A 25,701-nucleotide genomic window follows, 5' to 3' on the forward strand; every position below is an offset into this window, starting at 1 on the left:
GTGAAGCCTATTAAATCTTCTCCCCAAAGACCTGGCTCTATAATGTGGTGACAATTATTTTCTTACATGCTTTGGGACAGGCTTCCCCCGCCTTCCCCATAGGCTAACCCCGGCGCATGCCAAAGAAAGCCTCTTCGCAAAATCAATATGATCTCGCCATCGCGGGTGGCGGTCTTGCCGGTGGTTTAGTTGCGCTGGCGCTGCATGAAATGCGCCCGGAACTCAATATTGCGCTGATCGAGGCGGACGAGCATTTTGGCGGCAATCACATCTGGTCATTTTTCGAAAGCGATATCGAACCAGAGGATCGCTGGTTGCTGGACCCGCTCATTTCGCGACAGTGGGAGAATTATGATGTCCAGTTTCCGCAATACCACCGGACCATTGGTAACGGCTATTATTCGATAGAGTCGGAGAATCTCGATCGCGAACTGCGCAAGAAATTGCCAGCTGAAGCTCTGAAATCAGGGCTTAAAGCCAAATCCATCAATGATGGTTTAGTGCGTCTTGAAAATGGCGATGAGATCGCCGCCAAGGCTGTGCTCGACGTACGCGGCGGCGGCGACTTTTCAGCCCTGGAATATGGCTGGCAAAAATTTTGTGGACAAATGCTCAGGCTGAAAGAGCCGCATGGCCTACAGCATCCGATTATTATGGATGCAACGGTAGAACAGATTGATGGCTATCGCTTTGTCTATTGCTTGCCGTTCAGCGCGACTGAAATATTTATCGAGGATACTTATTATTCCGACACCAAGGATTTGGCCATAGATGTCTTGCATGAGCGGATCGCGCAATATGCCGCCGAACAAGGCTGGATAGTGGATCAAATATTACGCGAAGAGCGCGGGACGCTTCCAGTACTTTACGGTGGAAATTTTGCGAAATTCTGGCGATCCAACAAAGGTCCGGATGCCCGTGCTGGAACAAGAGCCGCCCTGATACAACCGATCACCAGCTATTCTTTGCCGATGGCGGTACGCACCGCTATGCTGATTGCTCAGACGCCGGAGATTGATCAACCGGTATTAGACAAACTTCTCAAGAACCTGGCGACAAAGCACTGGAAAGACGGCAAATTCTATCGTATGCTATGCGCCTTCATGTTCAAAGGGGCGGACCCGGATAAACGCTATCGCACGCTGCAGCACACCTATACGAAAGACGAAAAATTGCTTGCCCGCTTTTATGCTGGCAGGACGACGAAAGGGGATCAGCTTAATTTGCTAACCGGTAAGCCGCCCATTCCCATTTCGCGCGCGATCCCTCTTTTACTGAAATACAGATGAGCATCATATACGATGAATGATATGTCCAAAAGCCAGCCCAAATTGTTCAAGACAGCCGCCGTAATCGGCTCTGGATTTGGCGGGCTCGCCCTCGCCATTCGACTGCAGTCAGCGGGTATTCAAACAACGATCCTTGAAAGCCGGGATAAACCGGGTGGCCGCGCCTATTATTGGGACAAGGATGGTTTTATTTTTGATGGCGGACCAACCGTTATCACTGATCCCGACTGCCTTAGTCAGCTATGGGACCTGACTGGTCATGATATGGCTAAGGATATCGAGTTGATGCCCGTGTCACCCTTTTACCGGCTCAACTGGCCCGATGGCACCAATTTCGATTATGTCAATGATCCCGAGGAGCTTTACGCAAATATCGCTGCGATCGAACCGGATGATGTCGAGGGCTATAAACGCTTCCTCGAATATAGCGGCGGGCTCTATGAAGAGGGCTATGTCAAGCTAGGCACCAAGGCGTTTCTCGATTTCAAATCGATGATCAAAGCCGCGCCCGCGCTGATGAAGTTTGAAGCTTACCGGTCGGTCTATGCCAAAGTATCCAGCTTCGTCAAAAACGAAAAGCTGCGCGAATTTCTGTCGTTCCAGTCCCTGTTGGTTGGCGGCAATCCGATGGCAACGAGCGCTATCTATGGCTTGATTCATAAACTGGAACGGCTGGGCGGTGTCTGGTTTGCCAAGGGCGGTACAAATATGCTGATCGCTGCCATGGTGAAACATTTTGAGCGGATTGGCGGTACGATCCGTTTGTCTGATCCGGTCACAAGCATTGATACCATGGGCGACCGCGCCTCTGGCATCACCTGTAAATCTGGATGGAACGAAACTTTTGATGCGGTCGCGTCCAACGCAGATGTCATGCACAGCTACCGCGATCTGCTGGGTCACAAGCATCGCAGCGACAAGGTCACAGCCTCGCTCAACAAAAAGAAATATTCCCCGTCGCTATTTGTCGTGCATTTCGGACTCAAGGGAACTTGGCCCGGCATTCCGCATCACATGATCCTTTTTGGTCCTCGCTACAAGGGGCTGTTAGAGGATATTTACGACAATGGGGTCTTGCCGAGCGATTTCTCGCTTTATCTCCACCATCCAACGATTACTGATCCAAAAATGGCGCCTGAAGGCCACAGCACATTTTATGTCCTGGCCCCCGTTCCTCATCAGGGCAAGCTGCCTATCGACTGGGAAGAAATGGGGCCGATCTACGAGAAACGCATTCTTGATGAAATCGGCCAGCGCCTGATCCCCGACATCCATGATCGGATCGTAACCAGCTTCCATTATACACCTCAGGATTTTGGTGCCGATTTGAATGCTCATCTCGGCAGCGCATTCAGCCTAGAGCCGCTGCTGACACAAAGCGCTTGGTTCCGCGTGCACAACCGGGACGATGTGATCAACAATCTCTATTTTGTAGGCGCAGGCACTCATCCGGGGGCCGGTATTCCGGGCGTTGTTGGCAGCGCCAAAGCCACCGCAGAGCTGATGCTTGAGGACATGCTGCAAGACGCCTGATGAACCGCGCCAACCTTGTCCTCCATGCCAAAGCCAGTATCGATCGCGGGTCCAAATCATTCGCGCTCGCATCCAAGCTTTTCGCCAAACAGACCCGCGAGCGGGCATGGATGCTTTATGCTTGGTGCCGCGAGTGTGATGATCTTGCCGATGGTCAGGATCATGGCCATGGAATGTCAGCCACCCCGGCTTCGGAAAAAACAATTGCCTTGATGCGTATGCTGACTCGCCGCGCAATGGGCGGTGAACAAACCGGTAAGCCTGCCTTCGATGCCATGGGTGTCGTTGCCCAGGAATCCCGCTTGCCTATTGCGTTAGCCAATGATGTTATTGATGGCTTCGCACTGGATGCGAAAGAATGGCGGCCACAAAGCGAGAATGATCTCTACCAATATTGCTATCATGTCGCCGGCGCCGTTGGCTGTATGATGGCAGTGGTCATGGGCATCTCCCCACGCGACGACGAAACACTCGACCGAGCCTGTGACCTGGGACTGGCTTTTCAGTTGTCGAATATTGCGCGTGATGTGGCAGAAGATGCAGAAGCCGGGCGCTGTTATCTGCCAAAAGACTGGCTTACAGAGATGCGGATTGATCCTGCTGATATTCTGAACCCGGCCCGGCGCGAGGCGCTAGTCCAACTTATCGCTCGGCTATGCGATTTGGCCGAGCGGTATGAAGCCTCCGCCCGCGTCGGTGCAGCGCGATTACCTTTTCGCTCGCGCTGGGCAGTGTTGGCAGCAGCCGGTATCTATGGTGATATTGCCCGCGCAGTGAGGAAGAGCGAGGGCGGTTCACTTGATAAGCGGATTATGACACGCAAGGCAGCGAAAATCGCATGGGTCGCAAAGGCTTTCGGTCAGGCGGTCTTGAAATCGAAATGGACGGATCGCGAACAGCTCTGGACCCGTGCGCCAAAGCTGGCTTAGTTCTGCCCTTTATTTTCCGAAAGAAATTTGGCGACACGCGCGACTGCTGCGTCATGAATGCCCTCTGACGTACAAAGTACGCCAAAGGCTTGTCCGTGCGTGCCGTTATAGCGGAGTTTTTTCCCATGGGCATCCGTGACCATCGCCCCCGCCTCTTCGGCAATCACGTGGGCTGCGGCAATATCCCATTCACTGCCCCAGCGCGTCGAAACAACCAGATCTGCACGATCATCAGCCACCATTGCCAGCCGCAGCGCGATACTGTTGGGTTTGGTCACAGGGGTAAGATCTATATGATCGGGGAGCTCCTCGACCGGTAAGCGCGCCCCATTATAGTTTGTGCATTGACTGGCTTTTAGCGCTTTGCCGTTCACCTCGGTATGACTACCGGCTTTTGCGGTCCAAATCTCGTTCATTGCAGGCGCATTGAGCACACCAAAAATCGGTGCTCCGTTCTTTACCAGCGCAACTGATATGCACCAGCCAGGTTTGCCCTTCACAAAATCCTTGGTGCCGTCGATCGGATCAACCACCCACGCCATGTCGCGGCCGGACAAAGATTTATCTTCCGCGGTTTCCTCTGACAGCCAACCCGCTTCTGGCAGTTGCACCTCCAACCGCTCGCGGAGAAAACGGTCCACCGCGATGTCGGCTTCGCTAACAATCTGTCCGGGCGATTTTTCCCAAGTATTTTCTGCGTTTTTACCGGCCTGCCATTGCCGCATGGCCAGATCACCAGCTTCTCTGGCTATCGCGACGATGTCATTAAAATCAACCAACCCCAATTTACTCCATTAGCCCGCAGCCTGTTCCGATCGGATGGGAACGGGGGCTTTCCTGTCTAATAAGCGCGGTTCGACAAGCGCACCACTAACGATTTAGATTTAACCAGCTTTCTTAACCGCCGGCCACTGTCATGCTATCGGTGCGCAATGTCGGTGCATTGACCGCATAGCGATATTCCAGATCATCAGCCGGGATCAGGCTCAAGAACATATCTTTCAGGTTACCCGCAATGGTGATTTCCGAAACCGGCGGTCCGATTTCGCCATCAGTGATCAGGAAACCACCTGCGCCGCGGCTATAGTCACCGGTAACGGGATTGACGCCTTGGCCAATTAATTCAGTGATATAGACACCGTGCTTGATGTCTTTGATCAACTCATCTTTGCTAACCGATCCAGCGTTCATGTGAAGATTAGTCACGCTAACACCCGGCGCACCACCAACCCCGCGAGAGGCATGGCCCGTCGGTTGCAAACCCAATTGCCGCGCTGATGCGCTTTCCATAATCCATTGAGTTAGGCGGCCATTATCAATCAGTTTTGTTTTCGCCGTCGGCAATCCTTCGCCGTCAAAGGCTTTGGACCGCAACCCGCGCTTGCGGTGCGGGCAGTCGATAATGTTGATCGCGTCGCCAAAGACTTGCGTATCCATGGCGTCGAGCAAAAAGCTGGTTTTACGGGCAATCGCACTGCCAGCAATCGCACCGACAAAATGACCGAGTATCGAATTACTGATCCGCGGATCAAACACTACGGGCATCGCGCCTGATTTAAAGTCTACCGGGTTTAAGCGTGATACCGCGCGTTCACCCGCTTCCTTGCCAATCATGTCCGGCGTATCGAGATCTTCAAAATGGCGTGTGCTGTCATAAGCATAGTCGCGTTCCATGCCGTCACCTTCGCCTGCAATGACACTGGCGTGACAGCTATAACCACTAGTGGAATACGCTCCAGAGAAGCCGTGACTGGTTGCCAAAGCGACAATCGAGCGGCCGGCACTCGCACCGCCGCCTTCACTATTCGTCACACCTTTAACCGCCCGTGCAGCATCTTCGGCCTTGAGCGCCATTTCGCGCAGCGCTTCCGGATCGGGATCAACACCATCATCACCATCAATCATATGGGGATCGGATTTCAGGATGAGTTCTTCCGGTGCCAAACCGGCATATTGGTCTTCCGGTGCCTCCCGTGCCATATCCAACGCGCGTCCAACCAACGCAGACAAAATTTCCGGATCCATATTAGAGGAAGATACGGTGGCAGAGCGCTTACCTGCAAAAACGCGCAGGCCGATTTCTTCACCTTCGGACCGTTCTACATCTTCCAGATTGCCAAGCCGCATCGATACCTGTGTCGATGCATCACAGACATAAATTGCATCTGCGGCATCAGCACCGGCTTTTTTGGCTTGGGAGATAAGGGCGTCGGCGCGATCCTGCGCTTCTTGTGGCTTTAACATGGGCAGGACATAGGGTTGACAGGCATTGAGGTCAACGCCGCGTGCGGCCTTTGTTTACAAAACTGAATTGATTAGATGATTGCGCCAATTATTTTTATGATGCCGACAAAAACAAACGGTAAACCAAGCGCCAAAATCCAGAGGGTGACCTGATCCCTGCGAAAGCGGGCAGCCAAGCTTTGTTCACCAAGGCCGCTATTGGCGACGCCTTGCCAGCGTTTTTCATATTTTCGGCAGAAGGGGACGATGACGGCAACCAACAGCACTAGTCCGAAATAGGGTGCAATCGACATGCCTTTGGTTTGAATGAAACTGAGAACAAAGAATATCTGCATCAGTGTGTAGACGAGCAAAGCCGTAGCGCAATTATTGCTCATTTTCTTTTCCCATCGCGTGGCCGACGTCGACCGAAGTTCTCGATCATCGCGATGCTTTGCAACTGTTTTACGAGAAGTTGCTGCAACCATATCCATTCCCCTTCAACATGCTCTCTCTCCGCGCCGCCGAATGTTTCCCCAAACTGGCGTTGGCCAACACTATAACCGCTTTTTTCCAAAAGCCAAATCGGCAGATTTCTGTGTTAAAATGTCGTTAATGTCACATAGGACTTGCTAAAAATTGCGCTCTCAGACAGAATCAGTTTCTAATCGCAATGCAATTTTCGGGGCAAATTCATGACCAACACTCTCGCCAATCCTCTCACCCTGCCCTGCGGCGCCATATTACCCAATCGCATCGGTAAAGGCGCAATGACCGAGGGAATGGCAACGCCCGATGGTGTCCCTACCCCGGAACTCGAACGGCTCTATGGCATCTGGTCCGATGGCGGTGCCGGGATGTTGCTCAGCGGGAACATCCAGATCGACCGCGATCATCTGGAACGCCCCGGCAATGTTGTGATCGACCAGCCAGCCGATGACGTCATGATGGCAGCACTGAAAAGCTGGGCCGCAGTTGCCACCCGCAATGGCAATCATTTTTGGGCGCAAATAAGCCATGCCGGACGGCAAACGCAAAGCAATGTGAACAAACACCCCAAAGCGCCCTCTGCGGTCAAGCTCGGCCTGCCTGGTGGTCAATTTGGTGAACCGGTTGCGCTGACGGTCTCAGAGATTGAGGAACTGGTCGATCGCTTCGCATTGGCGGCAAAAACCTGTCAGGAAGCGGGCTTTACCGGCGCGCAAATCCATTCTGCGCATGGCTATTTGCTCAGCAGCTTCCTCAGCCCGCGCGCCAATCAACGCCCCGATGAATATGGCGGCAGTCTGGAGAACCGCGCGCGCTTTCTCTTGTCGGCAGTTGCCAAGGTTCGCGCAGCGGTTGGCCCCGACTTTCCAATCTCGGTAAAACTCAACAGCGCCGACTTTCAAAAAGGCGGCTTTGCGTTCGAGGATAGCTTACAGGTTGTGCAATGGCTGGAAGCAGCGAGTGTCGATCTGATCGAGATTTCTGGCGGTACTTATGAACAACCCGCACTGATGGGCGCTGACGGGATGGAAGAAAAAGAGGAGCAAAATGTCGCGCCCTCCACGCAAGCCCGCGAAGCCTATTTTGTCGATTTTGCCAAAGCGATGCAGGCTTCGGTCACAGTGCCGCTCATGGTTACAGGCGGTTTCCGGACGCGCGCTGCCATGGAACAGGCGTTGGAAGGCGGAGCTGCCGACTTGATCGGTCTCGGTCGCCCGATGTGTGTGATGACGGACGCGCCGAAACAATTGCTCGCTGGCCTTGATGAATTGCCCCGTTATGAAAACACACTGCAACTCATTCCTGATTGGCTAGGCTTTTTAAAACGGTTTCAGATGGTCAAAGCGGTGGATGGTTTTGCTACCATCTATTGGTTTTACGAACAGCTGTTTAATATTGGCAAAAGCGGCAAAACCGATCCAGGCTTGAGCGTCTTTAAAGGTTTTCGAGCCGTCGAAGCGCGAAATAAAAAGCTGATGGCAGCCCGTAGTTAACGCGATTGATCAAATAATATTTGCATAGCGGCTAGCTAGCAGACAGAAAAACGCCATGAGACCGCTCCTGAAAATCATGGCCGCACTGACTTTCGTTTTTCTGACGATATTCTTGATCGGCCAGCTCTTCGGTATTCTGACCGTGGATAGGGTACGCGGCGTACTGGAAGCCGCTCAGCAAGTCGATCCAGTCTATATTTTCGGAGCCATTGTGATCTTGCTGCTGCTCGACATCCTACTATCTGTGCCCACGTTGGCAACAACCTTGCTAGCTGGCTTTTTCCTCGGCTTTCCGATCGGCGCGGCAGCCGTCTTTACGGGGCTAACCTTCGCAATGCTCACCGGATACACACTTAGCCGCAAATATGGGCACCGGGCGATCAGCATATTGATCAAGGACGAGACGGAACGGGCGCTTATGGCTGAAGCCTTTGCCCGCAGCGGTCCTGCGATGATCATGCTGGCCCGCGCCGCACCGATGGTGCCAGAGGTTACCGCCTGTATGGCTGGGGTCACGCGTATGCCACTGCCGCGCTATCTAATATTCTATGCACTTGGCACCATTCCCTATGTCGGGATTGCTGCCTATGCCGGTTCGGTTAGTAGCTTGGATAACCCGCAGCCAGCAATATTCACCGCTTTGGGGCTCTATGCGCTACTGTGGACAGGCTGGTTTATCTATCAGCGGGTAGAAAAGCGCAAAAAGCCCTCTAACCCGCTTCCGTGATGGAGCCTGTTTGCGGAATATAATCGGGCAGGGACGAGATTGAAGCCTCAGCACGATGTGCCAAAACGGCGGCAATAGGCCCCCCATGAGCGATAACCGCTATATCTTTGTCAGTTAGAAGCGTCCGCCAGCCGTCGAGCGCCCGATCAACCAGCTCTTGCGTTGTTTCGCCACCACCTGGCCGAAATCCTTCGGGATCATCAAGCATCCCGTCCATCGCGTTGCCGGTCGCGCGATATATTTCATTCCAGCTGCACCCTTCCCAATCACCAAAGTCCCGTTCCCGCCAACGATGATCGGCGCGTATCTCGGCAGACAATTTTTCCGCGGCTTGTTCAGCGATTATCCGGGTACGTTTGCGGTCCGAATGGACAATCAAGTCAGGCGACAATGTCACCAGCTTGTCCACCAAAACCTTCGCTATGCGCGCACCTTCACGGCTCAATCCCATATCACTGGCGCCATAACAAAGCTTTTGCCAATGGATAGCCACGGGAGGATGCCGGACCAGCCAGATCATCAACCGACCATGGCCAACAAAGCCAAAAGCAAAAGAAGTTGCCCCCCATAAACAGCAAAGCCCAGACAATCACCCGTGCTGCCACCCAACCGTCGAAGCAGAATTGCGCGGAACCAGAGCAAAAATAACACAGCCCCAGAAAGCGTCAGCAAGGCAGCGGCCGGATGCCAATAAGCAAACAGACCCAGGACGGGTGCAGCTATAAGGTTCGCCCAGATCAAATCCATGACATCGGTTCGCCCGCTGACATCTTTTGCCAGACCGCCCCCTTGCGTTTTCGCAGGAGCGACGATCGCCATGACCGCAACAGCCAGGAACCGCCCAAAACAGGCGGATGCGATTAGTGCAATCATGATCCAATCCTGTGGCATCGCAATCAGCAAAGCCGCGCGCAAACCAACCGCCAGAACCAAGCCGAGCGCACCATAGCTGCCAATGCGACTGTCTTTCATTATCCGCTGCGTCGATTCTACATCATGGCCGCCGCCAAATGCATCACAGAAATCGGCTACGGCATCTTCATGGAAAGCACCCGTTAGACGCGCCTCAATCGCAAGCGCAATGATAACCGCTACAGCGCGCGGCCAGATATGGGCGGTTGCCACCAGCACTGCCGCTGTGATGACACCAACCAAAGCACCGACCAGCGGGAACCAAATAACCGAACGGGATAGGCCATATCGCGCTTGTTCCGCAGATAGTCGGTTCAATCCGGGCACAGGTAGCCGCGTCAGAAACTGCACCGCCAATAGCGGCGGCATCCACCAACTTATCACCGGATTGCCCGTCATGGCATAATGTCTGATAATTTTGCGACATCATTGAGCAGAGCCGCAGCGCTATCAAGTAACGGCAAAGCGGTCAGCGCACCGGTCCCTTCTCCAAGCCGCATATCCCATTCGAGCAGTGGTTCCAGACCGAGATGATCAAGCGCCGCCCGATGCCCCGGCTCCGCGGACAAGTGGGCCGCGATCATTTTTTCCGTGGTTCCAGGCACCAGCCGCTCAGCGATCAACGCAGCGGATGTGGCAACATAGCCATCCAACAAAAGGACTGAAGCCTGCGCCGCACCTTGGGCATAAAAGCCGGCCATAGCCGCAATCTCAAAACCGGCCACTGCCGCAATCGCAGCGACCGGGTCGTCGTCGAGCGAATGTCTGGCTCGTTCCGCAGCTCGCGCAACGATATCCTGCTTGTTCGATAATATTGCATCGTCTGACCCGGCCCCATGTCCGGTTGCGGTTTCGGCGTCAACATCCGCTAAAAGCATCGTCAAGCAAGCTGCCGGCGTTGTATTTCCAATCCCCATTTCTCCGGCGATCAACAGAACAAAGCCTTCATCGTGCGCGCGCTTGGCTTCGGCTTCTCCCGCAGCCCATGCGGCTTGAAACTGTTCCTTCGTCATTGCTGGCCCGGTGGCTAAATTAGCCGTTCCAGCCGCTAAGCGCGCATTAACAAAGGATGACGTCTGACCGCCGGTTTCAGCTGGTTTAATGCTTCCTACGTCAACCAACCGTAGGTCGGTCATATGCGCAGCAGCCAATGCTGTACTGGTGGCCTGCTTGGCGATGATAGTTTCCATCATCACGGTGGTCACAGCCGAAGGCCAAGCGGACACGCCGCTCTCGACAACGCCATGGTCGCCCGCAAACAATACGATCCGGCGCGGATTGGTGTGGGCTGGCAAAACTTGCTGCGCGACTGCCAATTGAATAGCGAGCCCTTCCAGACGACCCATGCTGCCTTGCGGCTTGGCCAGCGCATCGAGATATTCGGCAACATATTCTGGGGTGATAGTCATCGCACGAACCGCGTCTGTTTTAAATCAATCCGGTCCTGCCACCCATAGGTGACCAATTCCGGTTCATCACTTTCTTGCGCCGGATAGCCGATGCAAAGATAGCCGATGAAATGCCATCCGGCTGGCACGTCCAGCAAAGCTGTAATCTGATCCGGCTCGCATATCGAAACCCAGCCGAGTCCGATATTACGCGCACGAGCAGTGAGCCAGAGATTATGGATCGCCATGACCACGGAATAGATCAGCGTTTCCGGCATGGTTTGACGGCCCAGACCGCGCCCTTCTTCTACCGCCATATCGCAGAACACAGCCAGATGAACCGGGGCTTCGCGCAAACCGTGCAGTTTGAGTTTCTGATATTCTGATCGCTCATTATCATCCGCGTAGGCCGCCGCCGCCTTACGATTTTCGGAGTCAACATGCGCAATAACCGCCTGTCGCCGTTCGGTGTTTTCCACGGAAACAAACCGCCATGGCTGGGCATTACCAACCGATGGCGCCAGGCAGGCGCGGTTCAGCAAGTCATCCAATATTTCGGGACTGATCGAACGATCACTGAAACGCCGCACGTCCCTTCGCCATGCCAATAGTTGGTCCAGCCCATCACGAAATCCATCGTCGAATGTCGGGGCATCATCATGTGCGTTATCGTCCGTCATAAAGCTTTTTCAGCAATCTTAAGCAGACGGTCAATACCAACATGTTTTTCCAATGCCATGGCAAGATCATCAAGCGCCTGATCAACAACCGCGGCATGTTCTTCGCCATTGGAACTTGTGCCCAGTCGTTTCAGCCACGCACGCCTTTGCGCGGCCATGTCAAATAAACCATGTATATAGCATCCCGATATCCGCCCATCGGCGCTTATCGCGCCATCCTCCCGCTTATCATTCAGCCGCAGCATGGCTTTGCAGCCCCGTTCACCGGATTGCACATGCGTATCGCCTGCGTGAATTTCATACCCGCTAAATGGCTGATTATCGGCGATGCTTTTGCCGGTAATATTGGTCAATATTTTTGACGGAGTTAATACCGTGTGCACAGGTAACAAGGCCAGTCCGTCAACCGTTTCGGCCGGGCCTTCTATACCATTTGGATCCGCAATAGTCCGGCCCAATATTTGATACCCGCCGCAAATACCCAAAACATGCCCGCCGCGCCGGACATGGGCCGCCATATCAATATCCCATCCCTGTGCGCGCATGAATTTCAAATCTGCAATTGTTGCTTTCGTACCCGGTATAATGACCAGCGACGCACTGGCCGGTATCGGATGACCCGGTGGCACCATGTGCAGGCGCACTTGGCGTTCAAGCCGCAGCGGGTCAAAATCATCAAAATTAGCGATGCGGGAAAGCATTGGCACAGCTATGTCGATCGTGCCTGTTGCCGTTATTTCGGATTGCTGCAACACCACCGCGTCCTCGGCGGGCAATTTATGAATCATGGGCAGCCACGGAATAACCCCTAATCCAGGCCATCCCGTGCGATCTGTAATAGCGGTATACCCATCGTCAAACAAACGGACGTCCCCGCGAAATTTATTGATCAGGAAACCATGGATCATCGCGGCATCATCACCGTCAATCACCGCTTTCGTGCCGGCAATGGATGCAATGACGCCGCCGCGATCAATATCCCCGATCAGAACAACTGGTACGCCCGCGGCGCGGGCAAAGCCCATATTGGCAATGTCGCCCGCGCGCAGATTAATCTCGGCGGGGCTGCCTGCGCCTTCGACCAACACGATATCCGCTTGTTCCGACAGGCGGTGATATGACGCCAAAACCGCCTCCAGCAGCGTCTTTTTATGATCCCGGAAATAGCCTGCATTGCCGGTATTGCGGACCTTGCCATGCACGATGACCTGCGCGCTTTTGTCGGATTGCGGTTTTAACAATACCGGGTTCATATCCACATGGGGCGGCACCCGGCACGCCAATGCTTGCAACGCCTGTGCCCGGCCGATTTCACCGCCTTGCGGGGTCACGGCAGCATTATTGGACATGTTTTGTGGCTTAAACGGGCGCACCGCCATGCCGCGATTGCTGAGCAAGCGGCATAAGCCGGCAACCAACACCGATTTTCCCACATCAGAGCCCGTCCCCTGTAACATCACAGCAGCCATATCAATGTCCCTATTATGGCCCCCGTAATGATCCACAGCAACAAACAGGCGCGGATATAAATAGCGAGCGCGCCGGATAATTGCTGAACCTGTGGGCGCGGCCCATCACCCAAGGCCTGCCGCTCTATCCACTCCCCATCATAAAAAGCGCCGCCGCCCATTTGCACATGCAAAGCCCCGGCCATTGCCGCCTCTGACCATCCGGCATTGGGGGAAAGATGCTTGCGCGCATCGCGAAACATGATCCGCCATCCCCCCGGTGCAGCAATACAGATCAGAAATCCGGCAATCCGGGCCGGCAGGAAATTCATGACATCATCCGCCCGCGCCGCCGCCCAGCCGAAATGGCGATAGCGCGCATCCAAATGGCCAATCTGACTATCTGCCGTGCTAATCGCCTTGAACACAAACAGCCCCGGCAACCCCGCGATCAAAAACCAGAAGGCGGGCGCAACAATCCCGTCACAGAAACTCTCCGCAAGGCTTTCGGTGGCAGCAGAGGCAATCGCCTGTTCATCGAGATGGTCGGTATCCCGGCCCACGATCATAGATAATGCTTTGCGAGCCTGCGCCATATCGCCCTGTTTCAAAGGGATCATAACCCCGCGGACGTGGATATACAGGCTGCGCTGCGCAAGGCCGGTGGTGGCAATCAAAACCAGCAGCACCATTCCGAACCATCCTATCAGAAAAACCTCCAGAATCAGTCCAATGGTAGCTGGGAGCAGGACAAGAATCACGACCACGACAATTCCGGCCCGGCGTTGCTGTCTGGCATGGCCGTTATTCCATCGCCTGTCCAATCCTGAGATCAGGCGGCCGGTCCAAACCACCGGATGCGGTATCCGGCGGTTTAAGGTATCGGGATATCCTATCACCGCTTCGACCACCAAAGCTACGAGCAGAAGCGCGCTATTCATCCCGATGGCCGTTACGATTGGCTCCCAAATTGTCACAAACGCCGAACCGGAACCACCAAGGGTTCCCCCTATCGCTGATGCCAATTTGCACCTCCACCCCATAAGCCTGCCCCATGATTGCCGCCGTCATAACCTCTTCGCGCGGTCCAGAGGCCAGAATTGCGCCTTCTTTCAGCACGATGATATTATCCGCAAAGCGCGCCGCCTGGGTCAGATCATGCAACACCACAATCACACCATTTCCAGCGATGGCATAGGATTTCAGACGCTCCAGAACATCAAATTGATGCGCGGGGTCCAGGCTTGCCAGCGGCTCGTCAGCCAATAACCATTGCGGTTCACCGGCCAGTACGCGGGCCAGCAATACCCGACCCTGTTCGCCGCCGGACAGGCGCATCGCCTTGCGATCCGCAAGATCGGTGCAATCTGTCGCTGCCATTGCCTTGACCACGGCTTCATGATCCGCCGCGCTCATGCCCCAGCGGCCGGAATGGGGCAGCCGCCCCAACCCTACGATGGTTTTAACATCCACATTCCAGTGAATATCGGGGCGCTGCGGCAATAGCCCGATGGCCCGGCCGCGTTCGCGATTGTCCAGCGACAATAGAGGGCGATCATCCAATGTCACCGATCCGCTTTGCGGTTCGCGCAGACCGACAAGACAGGATAGCAGGCTGCTCTTACCCGCGCCATTGGCGCCCAATATGACGGTAACTTTGCCCGGTTCAAACTGTCCGCTCACGCCTCTTAATATTTCCCGCCCGCGCAGCGTGAGAGTCAGATTTTCAAAGGAGAGCAACATTATGCCAGCTCCCGATGCATTTTGAACAATAGCATCATGAAAAATGGCGCGCCGAGCAAGGACATAGCGATGCCCAGCCGCAATTCGCTAACACTCGGCAAAATGCGCACACCGCTGTCCGCCGCAACGACCAGCAACGCTCCGGCCAGTGCCGATGGCAACATTACGGCGGATGGTTGATGCCCGGCAAACGGACGCACCAGATGGGGAACGATCAGACCAACAAAACCAATAATGCCGGCCACGGCCACAGATGCACCGACGGTCAGCCCTACTCCGATCACGGCCAGCCCTTGCAGGCGAAGTACATTGACGCCCATGGACCGGGCGGCATCCTCCCCCAATGTCAAAGCGTCCAGTGACTTTCCGGTGGCCATTAAAAACAGCATGCCCAATGCGATCAGCGGCACCGCCAACTTCACATCATCCCAGCTGCGATCGGTCAGCGCGCCCATCAGCCAGGTTACTATTTCGCTAGTCGCAAATGGCGTGGGGGCCAAACTGATCATCAAAGACGTCAGCGCCCCGGCAAGACTGGCGATAATCACCCCGGCAAGAGTGAATAGGATCAAACTGCCCGAACGCCCGGCAAGCATGGCCAGAAGCCCCATGCCTATAGCGGCGCCGATTAACGCAAAGGCCGGCAAAAGCCATGCGGTCATTGCATATCCAAAATAAAGCGATGTCACCGCGCCCAATGCCGCGCTGCTCGACACGCCGAAAACCCCGGGATCGGCCAGCGGATTGCGCAAATACCCCTGCATCGCCGCACCCGCCATGCCCAGACCCGCCCCGATTGCAGCCCCTAAAATCGTTCGCGGAATGCGCAGCTCCATGATGATGAGCCCGCTCAAATCATCGCTCCACCACATGGCAGGCGCGACCCACACCTTGCCTGCCATTAAAGAAAGCAGCATCGCCGCAACAAGCCCAATCGCCAAAAGACCATTTAACCGAAATGCTGTCATCGCTTCGCCTTTAACTTGTGCCTTGCGGCCGACAGGGTTTTGACCGCTTCGATCAATGTCGGCCCCGCGCAATGCATCAACCGCGCAGGATAATCGGCAATCATGATCCGGTGGGAAAGTTTTTCGACAACCGGGTGGGATAGCATCCGGTCTTTTCGCCCGGTTTTGACCTCAGAAGCGTTCGAAAACAACAATTGCGGCGGCCGCGCCACCAGATGTTCGAGCGGCAGAATATCCCATTGCTTCAGCCCGTAAGTGCTGCTGACATTTTCAAAACCGGTGCGGCGCAACAGCTCGTCAGGCAATGTGCCGTCACCAGGGGTCAGCCCTCCGCTGCGCCAGATCAAAGCGGATATCTTATCGCTGTCTTTCGGTCTGGCTTTGTCAAAAGCATTCGAAATGCGCTGGTTAACAGCCACACCGCGCTGCGTGGCACCTACTATTTCAGCCAACTGACTTATCTGCTGCTGGCTTTCCGCCACGCTTTGCGGAATCGAAAGCTGCACCATAGGAATTGCCATGCGTTTCAGCGCAGTGGCCGTTGGCCGTGCAACATGCGAACCAGCCACGACCAGATCGGGACGCATGGCCAAAATCTCTTCCGCCGTGCCCGATGTGGCCGGAAATTGCAGCGCCTGCGCCAAAGGAATAGAGGTCGCGCGCTTGTCATGCGAATAATGGCTGACCGATGCGATCTGGCGCTTGTCCGCCAATTGCATGAGCAGCGCATCGGCGCAGGGATTTATCGACACAATCCGTTTGGGATAGGCCGGTATTTTTGCCCCTGCGCTACGCGTCACAACCTGCGCATCGGCCATGGCAACCGGGCAGAACAATAGCGCCAATGCGATCAAAAAGACAGAAATCTGCTTCAATATTCAACGCCTTTTTGCGCCTTAAAACCGGCTTTAAACGGGTGTTTGACCTCTTCAAATTCGGTTACCAGATCGGCCATTTCGATCAGTTCCGGTTTGGCATTGCGCCCGGTAATGCAAATATGCTTTTCCAATGGCCGCTGTTTCAGGAATTCAGCTATTTCCCCAATATCAAGCGTGTCATCGCGCAGCACGATGTTCAGTTCATCCAAAATGATAAAATCATATTCGGGATTCATGATCAGCTCTTTGGACCGTTCCCAAGCGGCTTTAGCTGCTGCAATATCCTGCGCGCGGTCCTGTGTGTCCCAGGTGAACCCATCACCCATGACTTCAAAGGTCAACAGATCGGGATTGGCCTGAAAAAAATTCTTCTCCCCCGTTTCCCAGCTGCCTTTGACATATTGCACAACCGCGACCTTCATGCCCCAGCCAAGCGAGCGGATGGCCATGCCGAAAGCGGAGGAGGATTTGCCTTTGCCATTGCCGGTATGGACAATTAAAAGACCGCGTTCAATCGTCCGGCGCGCCTGCATTTTCGCGCGGGCGGCCTGCACGCGTTTCATCCGGGCATTATGTTTTGCATGTTGGTCACCACTGGATTCGGTCATTGCTTGTCTCTCCATATTTTGAGGGCATTTTCCAAACGCTGCCATTCCTCTTCGCTAGCTGGCAGACCAAAACGCAATTGTTCTTCATCACCATAAAATGGCCGAACCAACAGGCCCGCTTGGCCGAGAATATGAAATAATTTCTGTGCCTTATGGTGAGATACCAGACGGAACAGCGATGTCCCCCCCACAATATGCAAGTTAGAATCTTTAAGCAAATTGTCGAGCCGGGCCGCCGCTGTTTGAAGGCGCTGCCGCTGTTGGTCCTGCCAATCCCGATCGGCATAGGCAGCCAATCCGACAGTTGCCGCCACGCCCGATATGGGCCAGTCGCCCAGCATGCGACGCAGTTTTTCCACAATCGCAATATTGGCAATTACAAAACCCAGCCTGATCCCCGCCAGACCATAAAATTTACCAAATGAGCGCAGGACAATGGCATTGCCGCGCTCCGGCAAAATGCTGGCGGACGGCGCAGTATCTGCAAAAGCCTCATCAACAATCACTTGTCCGTGCAGTGCCCGCAATTTTTCGGGCGCAACGATACGACCGTCGGGATTGTTCGGATTGGCGAGAATGACCAGCTCTTTATCCGCCGCCTCTTCGATGGAAATTTCCTCCACCTCTGGCCAGGCCGCTTTATGGCCTGAATATATCGGTGTCAGCATCGCGCCGCGTTGATCTGCGAACAAGGAGCCCAACATCCGGATGGCCATATCACTGCCCGGCACGGCAATGATTTCAGCAGGATTGCTCACACCAAATGCCTTAGCTGCGGCGAGCTCCAGATCAGCGATAAGTTCGGGTTCCGGCAAGCGGCTCCAGATGTCCGGCGCCAGTTCGGGTAAGGGATAAGCCCACGGGCTGATCCCGGTCGAAAGGTCAACCCATGGCGCCGGCGCATCCGCAAATTGCACAGCCGCAGCCGCCAATCGTCCGCCATGAAAGCGGAACGGATTGGTGGCTGGACTATTGCTCATATTAGTAGCGTAACCGGACGCCGGCAAAGGCAGATCGGCCCGGCGTGCCATAGCGGAATATCGTTTCATATTCCTCGTCAAACAGATTCTCGACGCGGCCATAGACCTCGATATTATCGGTTATTGGCATAGCCGCACGCAGATCAACGACGACATAACCTTCCACTTCGCGCGTGTTTGATGTGTTGTCAAAATTCGATCCGACATGGGTGATCGTCGCACCGGTTTTGAGACCAAAGGACCAGTCATAATCCAGCGAAGCATTGATGCTATGCTTCGGACGCCGATTCAGCTTCAAGCCGGTTTCCCGGTTTTCCGCATCGACCAGCCCGTAGTTGAGGGAAAAAGCGAGTGGCTCAGCCGGTCGGACAAGCAATCCCATTTCCAACCCTTGCGCTCGCGCACGACCGACATTTTCGTAGGTACTTCCGACAAAGTTGATCAGGTTGCGGCTGTTGCGTCGGAAAATCGTCGCACTCAATTCCACTTTGCCACCGATAAGCTTTTGCGTGATGCCGGCATCATAGCTTCGCGATGTTTCTGCTTCGAGCGCTGGATTTCCGAAATTATCGCTAAACAACTGGAATAAGGATGGCACGTTGAACCCCTCGCCATAGCTGGCACGGAAAATCGTGTTCCCTTGATTGGGGCTAAACACCAGATCACCAGCAAAGGTCGTTTCACTGCCATATGTGCTGTGATCATCGTAACGCAGGCCAGCCGTGGCCGTAAATCCTTCCAGCGGCGTCACGCTCAATTGACCGTAGAAACTGTCAATCTCAGACGAAAAATTTTGTGCTGTATCACCGGAACCCGTGCGGTATTTTGATGTTTCCGTTTCCGCACCAATTGTTGTTTGGAATATTTCGGAAATATCGAAAACACCCTGATATTCAAATCGCTCATTACGGCCGAGCGCGTCAAATGTCTGCACATCGAGATTGAAATTATCCCGCTTAATGCTGGTATAGGCAAAGGCTAAGCGATTACGGAACCGCCCATCTAGCAGGTTTATATTCAGGCCTGAATATCCGACAAATTCCTCTACATTGGAAACCTCGGGTGTGTCACCGAATGTGAAATTGGGCGGTATAAAACCATCAATGTCAGTTCTGCCGTCTGAATAATAACCGCGCAGATCAATTGAAACAGCCTCGTTCAGCGTAATTTCAAACTTTCCGTTCGCACCGAAATTTCGATAGCCGTCGCTCTCCGTTGCGCCGCGCTCTTCATTAAAGGCGGAGAACCCGTCGCTGCGGTAATAGCCCGCACCGACACTGGCAGCGATCGGACCGAAGCGTCCGGAAATATTACCAACTATTTGCCCAGTATCGCGATAACCATATTCGGCGCGCGCATTGATGCTGAGGTCTTCCGTCGGCTCCCGCGTAATCGTGTTGATCACCCCGCCAATGGCCTGGCTACCCCAGATAACCGACTGCGATCCACGCAGCACCTCGATCCGAGATATATTACCGGTGAGGAGGTTACCGAAGTTGAAGCCGCCACCGGGAGATGACGGATCATTCAGTTTAACCCCGTCGATCAGAGCCACTGTCTGGTCAGAATCTGCTCCGCGAATGGATACCGATGTTGCGGTTCCAATGCCGCCATTGCGCGTAAAGGTAACGCCAGGCACATTTCGCAACAGGTCGACAACCGCAACGCTCTGGGTCCGTTCGATCCGGTCTTGGTCGATGACGGTAATGGACCGCCCGGTTTCCGATAACAGCTGCTTGGACCGAGATGCCGTTACAACGATAACCTCGTCACCATCTTCGGTCACTACTGCCGTTTCGGCCAGAACCGGCTGCGCCATGACAAGCCCCGTGGTGGATAAAATAAAACTATGAAAACGCATGAATATTCCTTTTTGACAATCATTCAAAAAGGCCACGCATATTTGACGCCCATGGGATTCCCACATGCGTAGCCCGATGGTAATCGTCGCTACGCGAGGAACTCCTCGATCATATGGCACACCCCGTCCGCATGATAGAACGACAGCCACGGGCAGGTCTCCTGGCTCTCGGATCATCGCTGGGTTCGTCCCCTTCCCAGACACAAAGTCCAGTGGGATTTGACGAGCCCGCTCACCGATCACAGTTGCGGGGGCAGCTTCGGATTAAGAAATCGCTTTCCCTTCCGAATTCCCTTTTGATCCCGTCTCCGGGAACCTGTAGCAAAGGCTTCTCTAGTCATCCCAATTCTGCGGAGCAAGACAATTATGCCGACCAAATCCGACAGAAGCAGCCATATCACGCTAGTTTTGGGCGGCACCCGATCGGGTAAGAGCAGCTTTGCACAGCGCCTGGCCGAGCAAAATGGCGACAAGCTTGTTTACATCGCAACGGCCGAAGCCTTTGACGACGAAATGACCGACCGAATTGCACGCCATCAGCAGGATCGCGGCGAACAGTGGCACACGGTCGAAGAAACGCTGGATCTGGCTACTATTATTACCACCCATAGCGCTCAAAAAACTACGCTACTGATTGATTGTCTGACGATATGGTTGAGCAATGTCATGCTCGCCGATCGGAACATTGCGACAACCGTTGACGGACTGGCCCAATCCATATCGAACGCGCCAGGGCCGGTGATCCTAGTATCCAATGAAGTCGGCTCGGGTATTGTTCCGGAAAGTGCCTTAGGACGCGAGTTTCGCGACGAATCCGGCTGGATGAATCAACGCATTGCCGCAGCAGCGGACGATGTTGCATTGATCACTGCAGGTCTGCCACAATGGCTCAAGCGCGACGGCGCATAAGTTCACACAAAATCAGGAAACAGCGTCTTCTTCATCTGGCCCGGCTCAATACCATAATGATCGGACAGCGCGCCGGTAACCATGGCCTCAAATCGCATGGTCGGACGCAAATCCCGGTTGTCCAGCAAGTTGGCGGGCGCTAGGCCCGGCCAGTCAGCTTGTACCGTACCGCCATTTTTTAGAGCACCTCCGAAAAGCATTGCAGCCGATCCGGTACCGTGGTCCGTCCCTCCCGTGCCGTTAAAAGCAACGGTACGACCAAATTCGGTTGCAACCAGCACAAGTGTGTTGTTCCAATTTTCTCCAAGGCCATCCCGTAAGGCCGCGATCAGCGCATCCGCCTGTTTCAACTGATTACCAAGCCGTCCTTTTTGACGGCTGTGCGTGTCCCAACCATTGGTCTCTAGCATCAAAACCCGCGCACCAGCGAGCCCGCTCATCAATCCGGCAGCCATCGAACCAATCGCCGCACCACCGCGCATTTGGCCTTGCTGCATATTCGCCATCGCATCGGCGGCCAAAGCATCTTGCCACAAGGATGAGAGCGCAGGATCCTCAGCATAGAGCATCGCGACCCGCTGCATTAAATCGCCATCCGGTCCTTTGGCTCGGGACTTTTCATAGCTACTCGCCGGCACCGGACCGCGCAAGATCAGCGGTACAGCTGGCGCTATCGCCATTGCCTTGGCACTCTCTGCAGGCAGTAGAGATAGGAGCCGGTTCATCCATCCATCATCTCGGCCATAGGGCTGCATCGCCCCAGATTCCATGACATTCTGGGCATCGAAATGGGAGCGTTCGCGATAACCAGAGGCCAGCGCATGGAGAAAGCGGGCTTGCTTTTCCCGATACAGTTTGGCTGATTCAACCATAGCGGGATGCAGTGTGAAAAAACTATCAAGCTTGTTGCCAGTCAGAGCTTCCTGTGCCAGATCGCCGCGCGCTGGCAGATAATCGGGATCGCCAGTCGGGGCAATCGTCGCCAGACCATCGGCTGCTCCACGCTGCAGAATGAAAACAAACCGCTTGTCGGTGGCTGCCGATGCCCATGCCATCCCAGGATATGCCACACTCATGGCTAGACCTGAAAGACCGGCGGCAATAACGGAACGACGATGATATTGCATGGCTATCTCCGCAAAAATTCTGGTGAGACAAGTAACAGCGACAGGCCTTGAGACGGGCTTTCCGCGCGAGCGACAGCTTCAACGGTATTGTTAGCGAGTACACCCGGTAAAATTTGCGGAGCTAATGCCCGCGCATCGATACGATCTGCGCTGCGTCGCGCAATGCGTTCTGCCAACTCTACCCGCCGCATCAGCGCCGCACTCCCTGCCCAAGTTGCGGTTTCGTCGGCGTAGCCCGCGGGTGACCCCGGCTTCCAGACCGGTTGACCTAGTTGGCGCAACAGTTGTGCTGTTTTCATATTGGTCGGCAAATCACGCACATTCAACGCGCGTAATGATGAAACCAACCATTCCCATGGCGATTTAAATTTCGCCTGCGCACCGTTCCACGGTGTTGGCCAAGCCTCTGGCGCTTCGACCAGCGTGCGATAGAGTGATGGGAGGTCACCGCCCGTGCTCAGGAAATCGTCTTCGAGCCTATTGACCAATTTTTCCGGCGGCTTATCCGAAACGAAATGCCGCGCCAGCTTCATCGCAACGTGGCGCGCTGTGGCTGGATGAACCGCAAGATCAGAGAGAATCGCCTTGACTTGGTCAGCCCCTTCAGCACCATAGGTTTTGTCCATGATCCGCCGCTGACCGGGCTCGTGGACAGCATCTATAAAAACGGTGTCTCCCGTTTTCGCACTTTCCGCCAACCGGCGCTGCGCTGGTCCGCCCTGAAATCCTGCGATTGTCCAGCCCGTTAGCGCACGCGCCAATTCGGTAACGTCAGACTGATCATAGCCGGTGCGAACACCAAGCGTATGCAGCTCCAAAATCTCCCGCGCGAGATTTTCATTCAGCCCGAATTGCTTGCCGCGCCGCTGCGATATGCGCTTTGCCATGGGGCTTGATGGACCGACCGATTGCGCCTGATCCAAAAATAATAACATCGCCGGATGCTGGACCGCAGCAAATAACAGATCGGAGAACTTACCCATGATATGCGGCCGAATAGCTCTAAATTCATAGTTGCCCGAAAGCGCCACCACCGGCGGTTTTTCGACAGAAATGGCAAAATGATTCGACCAAAAATGGACCAGTCGCTCCGCAAAATCCGTATCGCTATTCAGAGCGACGGTCAGCCGCGCATCGACCGCTTCCATATGGATATTTTGCAGAGATTTGCGGGACTCTTTTCGTTGCGCCTCCAGCATCGCGATTTGATCTTCAGTGCCGGCCTTGTTTTTCCGCATATTCCGAAACTGCTTCGCGTCCATACGATAAGACTGAAACGCACTGGCAATAGCCTGGCGTGAAGGCTGAGCTGCAACTACCTGTGGTGAAGGATCAAAACGTATCAGCTGATCTAACAGCCACGCTTGCTGTCTATCCGAGCTGCCATAGTCCGGACGGTGGCCGAGACCGAACCGGTTCATGGCTATGGCTTTCGCGATGGTCATATTCACTCCCAATCGTGCCTGCCCCAGCCCCAAACATAGTTCGCGACTATTTGCCAGCAACCGAAAATTTGTATCACTTTGTCGCAAACATATTTAAATCATTATTTACAAAATCTTACGGGAAATTTCTGTCTGTCTCTTCAAAGAAAACTTGGTGGCTATTTCAGTATGGAGGCAGCTTTAGCGTATCACCAAAATGAATTTTGAACGCCACACGGAATTGGGCCACCCTTGGAAAGTTGAGTAAACCCACAAAGGCCCTTCAAAAAATGCCCTCTCTCTATAATTGCCCAACAGGTTAGTCGACTATGTGCGACTGTTGAACTGAGATATTGAAGCGAGCACCCGATCGATGGTGGCAGCCTCAACCTAGCGCGCGGACGGCGTGTCCCTCGCGTTGGCGCGTTTGCCAATTTTCATCTATCCAGCTCGGCGCGGTTGATGCAGACAACAAGGGGGTTCCCAAAATCATGTCCGAAGCGCGCTCGGCGACCATGATCGTTGGCGCATTAATATTCCCGTTGGTGACGGTGGGAAAGACCGAAGCATCCACGACGCGCAAGCCGTCGAGACCGATTACCCGACACTGTGTGTCAACTACGGCCATGGCGTCGCTTTCTGATCCCATTTTGCATGTGCCACAAGGATGATAGGCACTTTCCACATTATCCTTTACCCAGGCATCAATCTGGGCATCTGTTTCAACTTGTATACCGGGCTGTAGCTCTTCGTCGCGATATACATCCATCGCCGGTTGTCCGATAATCTCACGCGTCAGTCTTATGCATTGTCGCCATTTCGTGACATCATCTGAATGCTGCATATAATTGAACGTGATGATTGGCGCGGCAGCGGGGTCTGTAGAGGGGATATGCACATGCCCCCGACTTTTGGGCTTGTTGGGTCCGACATGAACCTGAAAACCATGGCCTTTTAAAGACGGTGTGCCGTCATAGCGCATCGCGGCTGGCAAAAAATGATATTGGATATCCGGTGACTTGATACCAGCGCCCGATCGAATGAAGGCACAGGATTCAAAATGATTGGTCGCACCAAGACCGGATTTAAAAAAGAACCAGCGCACCCCGATCAGAAGCTTGCTAAACCATCCCAGCTTATTGTTCAAACTCACAGGTTCTTTACAGCGAAACTGAAAATAGATTTCCAGATGATCTTGAAGATTTTCCCCGACACCAGGCAATTCATGCAAGACTTCAACACCGGCTTTGCTCAGCACAGGCGCCGCTCCAACACCGGAGCGCTGCAAAATTGCTGGCGAAGCGATGGAACCGGCGGACAGGATTATCTCCTTACCAGCAAATATAGTCTTCTGCACACCGCCATGAGTCAGAACCACACCGACAGCCCTTTTGCCTTCCAACACTATGCGATCAACTAGCGCATCGGTCCATACGGTCAGATTAGCTCGCGATTTTACGGGATCGAGATAGGCTCGGGACGTGGACTCCCGGATGCCGCCACGCACCGTCATATGCATTGCGCCGAACCCCTCCTGACGAAAACCGTTATAGTCTTCCGTGGACGGATATCCCGCCTCGACGCCGGCGTCGATAAAGGCCTGATAGAGCGGATTGCCAGTCATATCATTTCCGCCGCCGACACCCAGCGGTCCGCAGCCGCCGCGATAGTCATCTGCGCCAGCTTGCCAGGTCTCTGATCGCTTGAAATAGGGTAAGCAATTGGCATAGCTCCAACCTTCTGCCCCCGCCTGCTCCCATTCTTCAAAATCGCAAGCATTACCGCGAACATAAACCATGCCGTTGATGGAAGATGTCCCGCCCAACCCCTTACCGCGCGGACAGGTAATTTGACGGCCATCAAGCGCAGCTTCGCTCTCAGACATATATCCCCAGTTATACGTATCGGACGCCATGGGATAGGACAGCGCAGTGGGCATCTGGATCAGGATATTTTTATCGCTACCGCCAGCTTCCAGTAACAACACGCGGTTCTTGCCATCTTCTGTAAGGCGGTTGGCCAGCACGCACCCGGCAGACCCTGCGCCAATTATGATGTAATCCCAGTCAGAAGCGGTTGGCATGCGTTTTAC

Annotated in this window: 24 protein-coding genes and 1 riboswitch; of the genes, 6 read left to right on the forward strand and 18 right to left on the reverse strand. The window is 54.3% G+C overall.

Translation table 11 applies throughout. The features are described 5' to 3' along the window. Nucleotides 1-116: 116 nt before the first annotated feature. From crtY to J4G78_RS04020, 3 genes are read left to right on the forward strand one after another with little or no spacing between them, the layout of a single operon-like run. Nucleotides 117-1,289, forward strand: a complete 1,173-nt coding sequence (gene crtY / locus J4G78_RS04010) for a lycopene beta-cyclase CrtY (protein WP_207988689.1) — start codon at nucleotides 117-119, stop codon at nucleotides 1,287-1,289. Between the two features lie 12 nt (nucleotides 1,290-1,301). Beyond that, the gene (locus tag J4G78_RS04015) at nucleotides 1,302-2,822 is read left to right on the forward strand and encodes a phytoene desaturase (protein ID WP_243457215.1); all 1,521 of its coding nucleotides are present in this window, start codon (nucleotides 1,302-1,304) and stop codon (nucleotides 2,820-2,822) included. Further along, nucleotides 2,822-3,751: a phytoene/squalene synthase family protein gene (locus J4G78_RS04020; RefSeq protein WP_207988690.1), complete on the forward strand. Its 930-nt coding sequence runs from the start codon at nucleotides 2,822-2,824 to the stop codon at nucleotides 3,749-3,751. The genes J4G78_RS04015 and J4G78_RS04020 overlap by 1 nt, the downstream gene beginning before the upstream one ends. Here J4G78_RS04020 and J4G78_RS04025 read toward each other — a convergent pair. The 3 genes from J4G78_RS04025 to J4G78_RS04035 all read right to left on the reverse strand — a co-directional run bounded on the left by J4G78_RS04025 (nucleotide 3,748) and on the right by J4G78_RS04035 (nucleotide 6,462). Then, entirely contained in the window at nucleotides 3,748-4,530 is a 783-nt protein-coding gene (locus J4G78_RS04025; RefSeq protein ID WP_207988692.1) for an inositol monophosphatase family protein, read from the reverse strand. The two genes, J4G78_RS04020 and J4G78_RS04025, sit on opposite strands and share 4 nt — an antisense overlap. Before the next feature lie 118 nt (nucleotides 4,531-4,648). Then, on the reverse strand, nucleotides 4,649-5,995 hold the full coding sequence (locus J4G78_RS04030) for a TldD/PmbA family protein (protein WP_207988694.1): 1,347 nt from the start codon (nucleotides 5,993-5,995) through the stop codon (nucleotides 4,649-4,651). Between the two features lie 71 nt (nucleotides 5,996-6,066). Continuing rightward, nucleotides 6,067-6,462 (reverse strand): hypothetical protein, encoded by a 396-nt coding sequence (locus J4G78_RS04035; protein ID WP_207988696.1) that lies wholly within the window; start codon nucleotides 6,460-6,462, stop codon nucleotides 6,067-6,069. A 207-nt stretch (nucleotides 6,463-6,669) separates the two neighbouring features. Between J4G78_RS04035 and J4G78_RS04040 the strand changes: the two genes are divergently transcribed. Next, entirely contained in the window at nucleotides 6,670-7,956 is a 1,287-nt protein-coding gene (locus tag J4G78_RS04040) for an NADH:flavin oxidoreductase/NADH oxidase family protein (protein ID WP_207988698.1), read from the forward strand. Between the two features lie 55 nt (nucleotides 7,957-8,011). Then, entirely contained in the window at nucleotides 8,012-8,683 is a 672-nt protein-coding gene (locus J4G78_RS04045; protein WP_207988700.1) for a TVP38/TMEM64 family protein, read from the forward strand. On the opposite strand, the gene J4G78_RS04050 is transcribed toward J4G78_RS04045, so the two are convergent. The 12 genes from J4G78_RS04050 to J4G78_RS04105 are packed head-to-tail and all read right to left on the reverse strand — an operon-like array spanning nucleotide 8,667 to nucleotide 20,149. Continuing rightward, on the reverse strand, nucleotides 8,667-9,203 hold the full coding sequence (locus J4G78_RS04050) for a histidine phosphatase family protein (protein WP_207988703.1): 537 nt from the start codon (nucleotides 9,201-9,203) through the stop codon (nucleotides 8,667-8,669). The two genes, J4G78_RS04045 and J4G78_RS04050, sit on opposite strands and share 17 nt — an antisense overlap. After that, nucleotides 9,203-9,994 carry an adenosylcobinamide-GDP ribazoletransferase gene (locus tag J4G78_RS04055; protein ID WP_207988705.1) on the reverse strand — a complete coding sequence of 264 codons (792 nt, stop codon included), beginning with the start codon at nucleotides 9,992-9,994 and terminating at the stop codon, nucleotides 9,203-9,205. The genes J4G78_RS04050 and J4G78_RS04055 overlap by 1 nt, the downstream gene beginning before the upstream one ends. Next, on the reverse strand, nucleotides 9,991-11,004 hold the full coding sequence (gene cobT, locus J4G78_RS04060) for a nicotinate-nucleotide--dimethylbenzimidazole phosphoribosyltransferase (RefSeq protein ID WP_207988708.1): 1,014 nt from the start codon (nucleotides 11,002-11,004) through the stop codon (nucleotides 9,991-9,993). Before cobT ends, J4G78_RS04055 begins: the two co-directional genes overlap by 4 nt. Beyond that, entirely contained in the window at nucleotides 11,001-11,663 is a 663-nt protein-coding gene (bluB, locus tag J4G78_RS04065; protein WP_207988710.1) for a 5,6-dimethylbenzimidazole synthase, read from the reverse strand. Before bluB ends, cobT begins: the two co-directional genes overlap by 4 nt. Continuing rightward, entirely contained in the window at nucleotides 11,660-13,132 is a 1,473-nt protein-coding gene (locus J4G78_RS04070; protein WP_207988712.1) for a cobyric acid synthase, read from the reverse strand. The genes bluB and J4G78_RS04070 overlap by 4 nt, the downstream gene beginning before the upstream one ends. Continuing rightward, complete coding sequence (cbiB, locus tag J4G78_RS04075; protein ID WP_207988714.1) at nucleotides 13,120-14,052, reverse strand: adenosylcobinamide-phosphate synthase CbiB; 933 nt, start codon at nucleotides 14,050-14,052, stop codon at nucleotides 13,120-13,122. Before cbiB ends, J4G78_RS04070 begins: the two co-directional genes overlap by 13 nt. Beyond that, nucleotides 14,045-14,854 (reverse strand): ABC transporter ATP-binding protein, encoded by an 810-nt coding sequence (locus J4G78_RS04080; RefSeq protein WP_207988716.1) that lies wholly within the window; start codon nucleotides 14,852-14,854, stop codon nucleotides 14,045-14,047. Before J4G78_RS04080 ends, cbiB begins: the two co-directional genes overlap by 8 nt. Then, a complete protein-coding gene (locus J4G78_RS04085; protein WP_207988718.1) occupies nucleotides 14,854-15,822 on the reverse strand; it encodes a FecCD family ABC transporter permease in 969 nt (322 codons plus the stop codon). The genes J4G78_RS04080 and J4G78_RS04085 overlap by 1 nt, the downstream gene beginning before the upstream one ends. Then, nucleotides 15,819-16,697, reverse strand: a complete 879-nt coding sequence (locus J4G78_RS04090) for an ABC transporter substrate-binding protein (RefSeq protein ID WP_243457216.1) — start codon at nucleotides 16,695-16,697, stop codon at nucleotides 15,819-15,821. The genes J4G78_RS04085 and J4G78_RS04090 overlap by 4 nt, the downstream gene beginning before the upstream one ends. Next, nucleotides 16,694-17,308, reverse strand: coding sequence for a cob(I)yrinic acid a,c-diamide adenosyltransferase (gene cobO, locus J4G78_RS04095; RefSeq protein ID WP_207988719.1), 615 nt, complete (start codon nucleotides 17,306-17,308; stop codon nucleotides 16,694-16,696). Before cobO ends, J4G78_RS04090 begins: the two co-directional genes overlap by 4 nt. Beyond that, nucleotides 17,305-18,357, reverse strand: coding sequence for a threonine-phosphate decarboxylase (locus J4G78_RS04100; RefSeq protein WP_207988721.1), 1,053 nt, complete (start codon nucleotides 18,355-18,357; stop codon nucleotides 17,305-17,307). Before J4G78_RS04100 ends, cobO begins: the two co-directional genes overlap by 4 nt. Beyond that, a complete protein-coding gene (locus tag J4G78_RS04105) occupies nucleotides 18,290-20,149 on the reverse strand; it encodes a TonB-dependent receptor plug domain-containing protein (RefSeq protein WP_207988723.1) in 1,860 nt (619 codons plus the stop codon). The genes J4G78_RS04100 and J4G78_RS04105 overlap by 68 nt, the downstream gene beginning before the upstream one ends. A gap of 134 nt (nucleotides 20,150-20,283) precedes the next feature. Continuing rightward, nucleotides 20,284-20,484, reverse strand: a riboswitch (cobalamin riboswitch). 31 nt (nucleotides 20,485-20,515) lie between these two features. On the opposite strand from J4G78_RS04105, the gene cobU reads away from it, so the two are divergent. Continuing rightward, the gene (gene cobU / locus J4G78_RS04110) at nucleotides 20,516-21,058 is read left to right on the forward strand and encodes a bifunctional adenosylcobinamide kinase/adenosylcobinamide-phosphate guanylyltransferase (RefSeq protein ID WP_207988725.1); all 543 of its coding nucleotides are present in this window, start codon (nucleotides 20,516-20,518) and stop codon (nucleotides 21,056-21,058) included. Nucleotides 21,059-21,060: 2 nt separating this feature from the next. On the opposite strand, the gene J4G78_RS04115 is transcribed toward cobU, so the two are convergent. The 3 genes from J4G78_RS04115 to betA all read right to left on the reverse strand — a co-directional run bounded on the left by J4G78_RS04115 (nucleotide 21,061) and on the right by betA (nucleotide 25,692). Continuing rightward, entirely contained in the window at nucleotides 21,061-22,185 is a 1,125-nt protein-coding gene (locus J4G78_RS04115) for a DUF1501 domain-containing protein (RefSeq protein ID WP_207988727.1), read from the reverse strand. A 2-nt stretch (nucleotides 22,186-22,187) separates the two neighbouring features. Continuing rightward, nucleotides 22,188-23,630: a DUF1800 domain-containing protein gene (locus J4G78_RS04120; RefSeq protein ID WP_207988729.1), complete on the reverse strand. Its 1,443-nt coding sequence runs from the start codon at nucleotides 23,628-23,630 to the stop codon at nucleotides 22,188-22,190. Nucleotides 23,631-23,994: 364 nt separating this feature from the next. Beyond that, nucleotides 23,995-25,692, reverse strand: a complete 1,698-nt coding sequence (betA, locus tag J4G78_RS04125; RefSeq protein ID WP_207988731.1) for a choline dehydrogenase — start codon at nucleotides 25,690-25,692, stop codon at nucleotides 23,995-23,997. Nucleotides 25,693-25,701: the final 9 nt, after the last annotated feature.

This window comes from Parasphingorhabdus cellanae (assembly GCF_017498565.1).
GTDB classification, from domain to species: Bacteria; Pseudomonadota; Alphaproteobacteria; order Sphingomonadales; family Sphingomonadaceae; genus Parasphingorhabdus; species Parasphingorhabdus cellanae.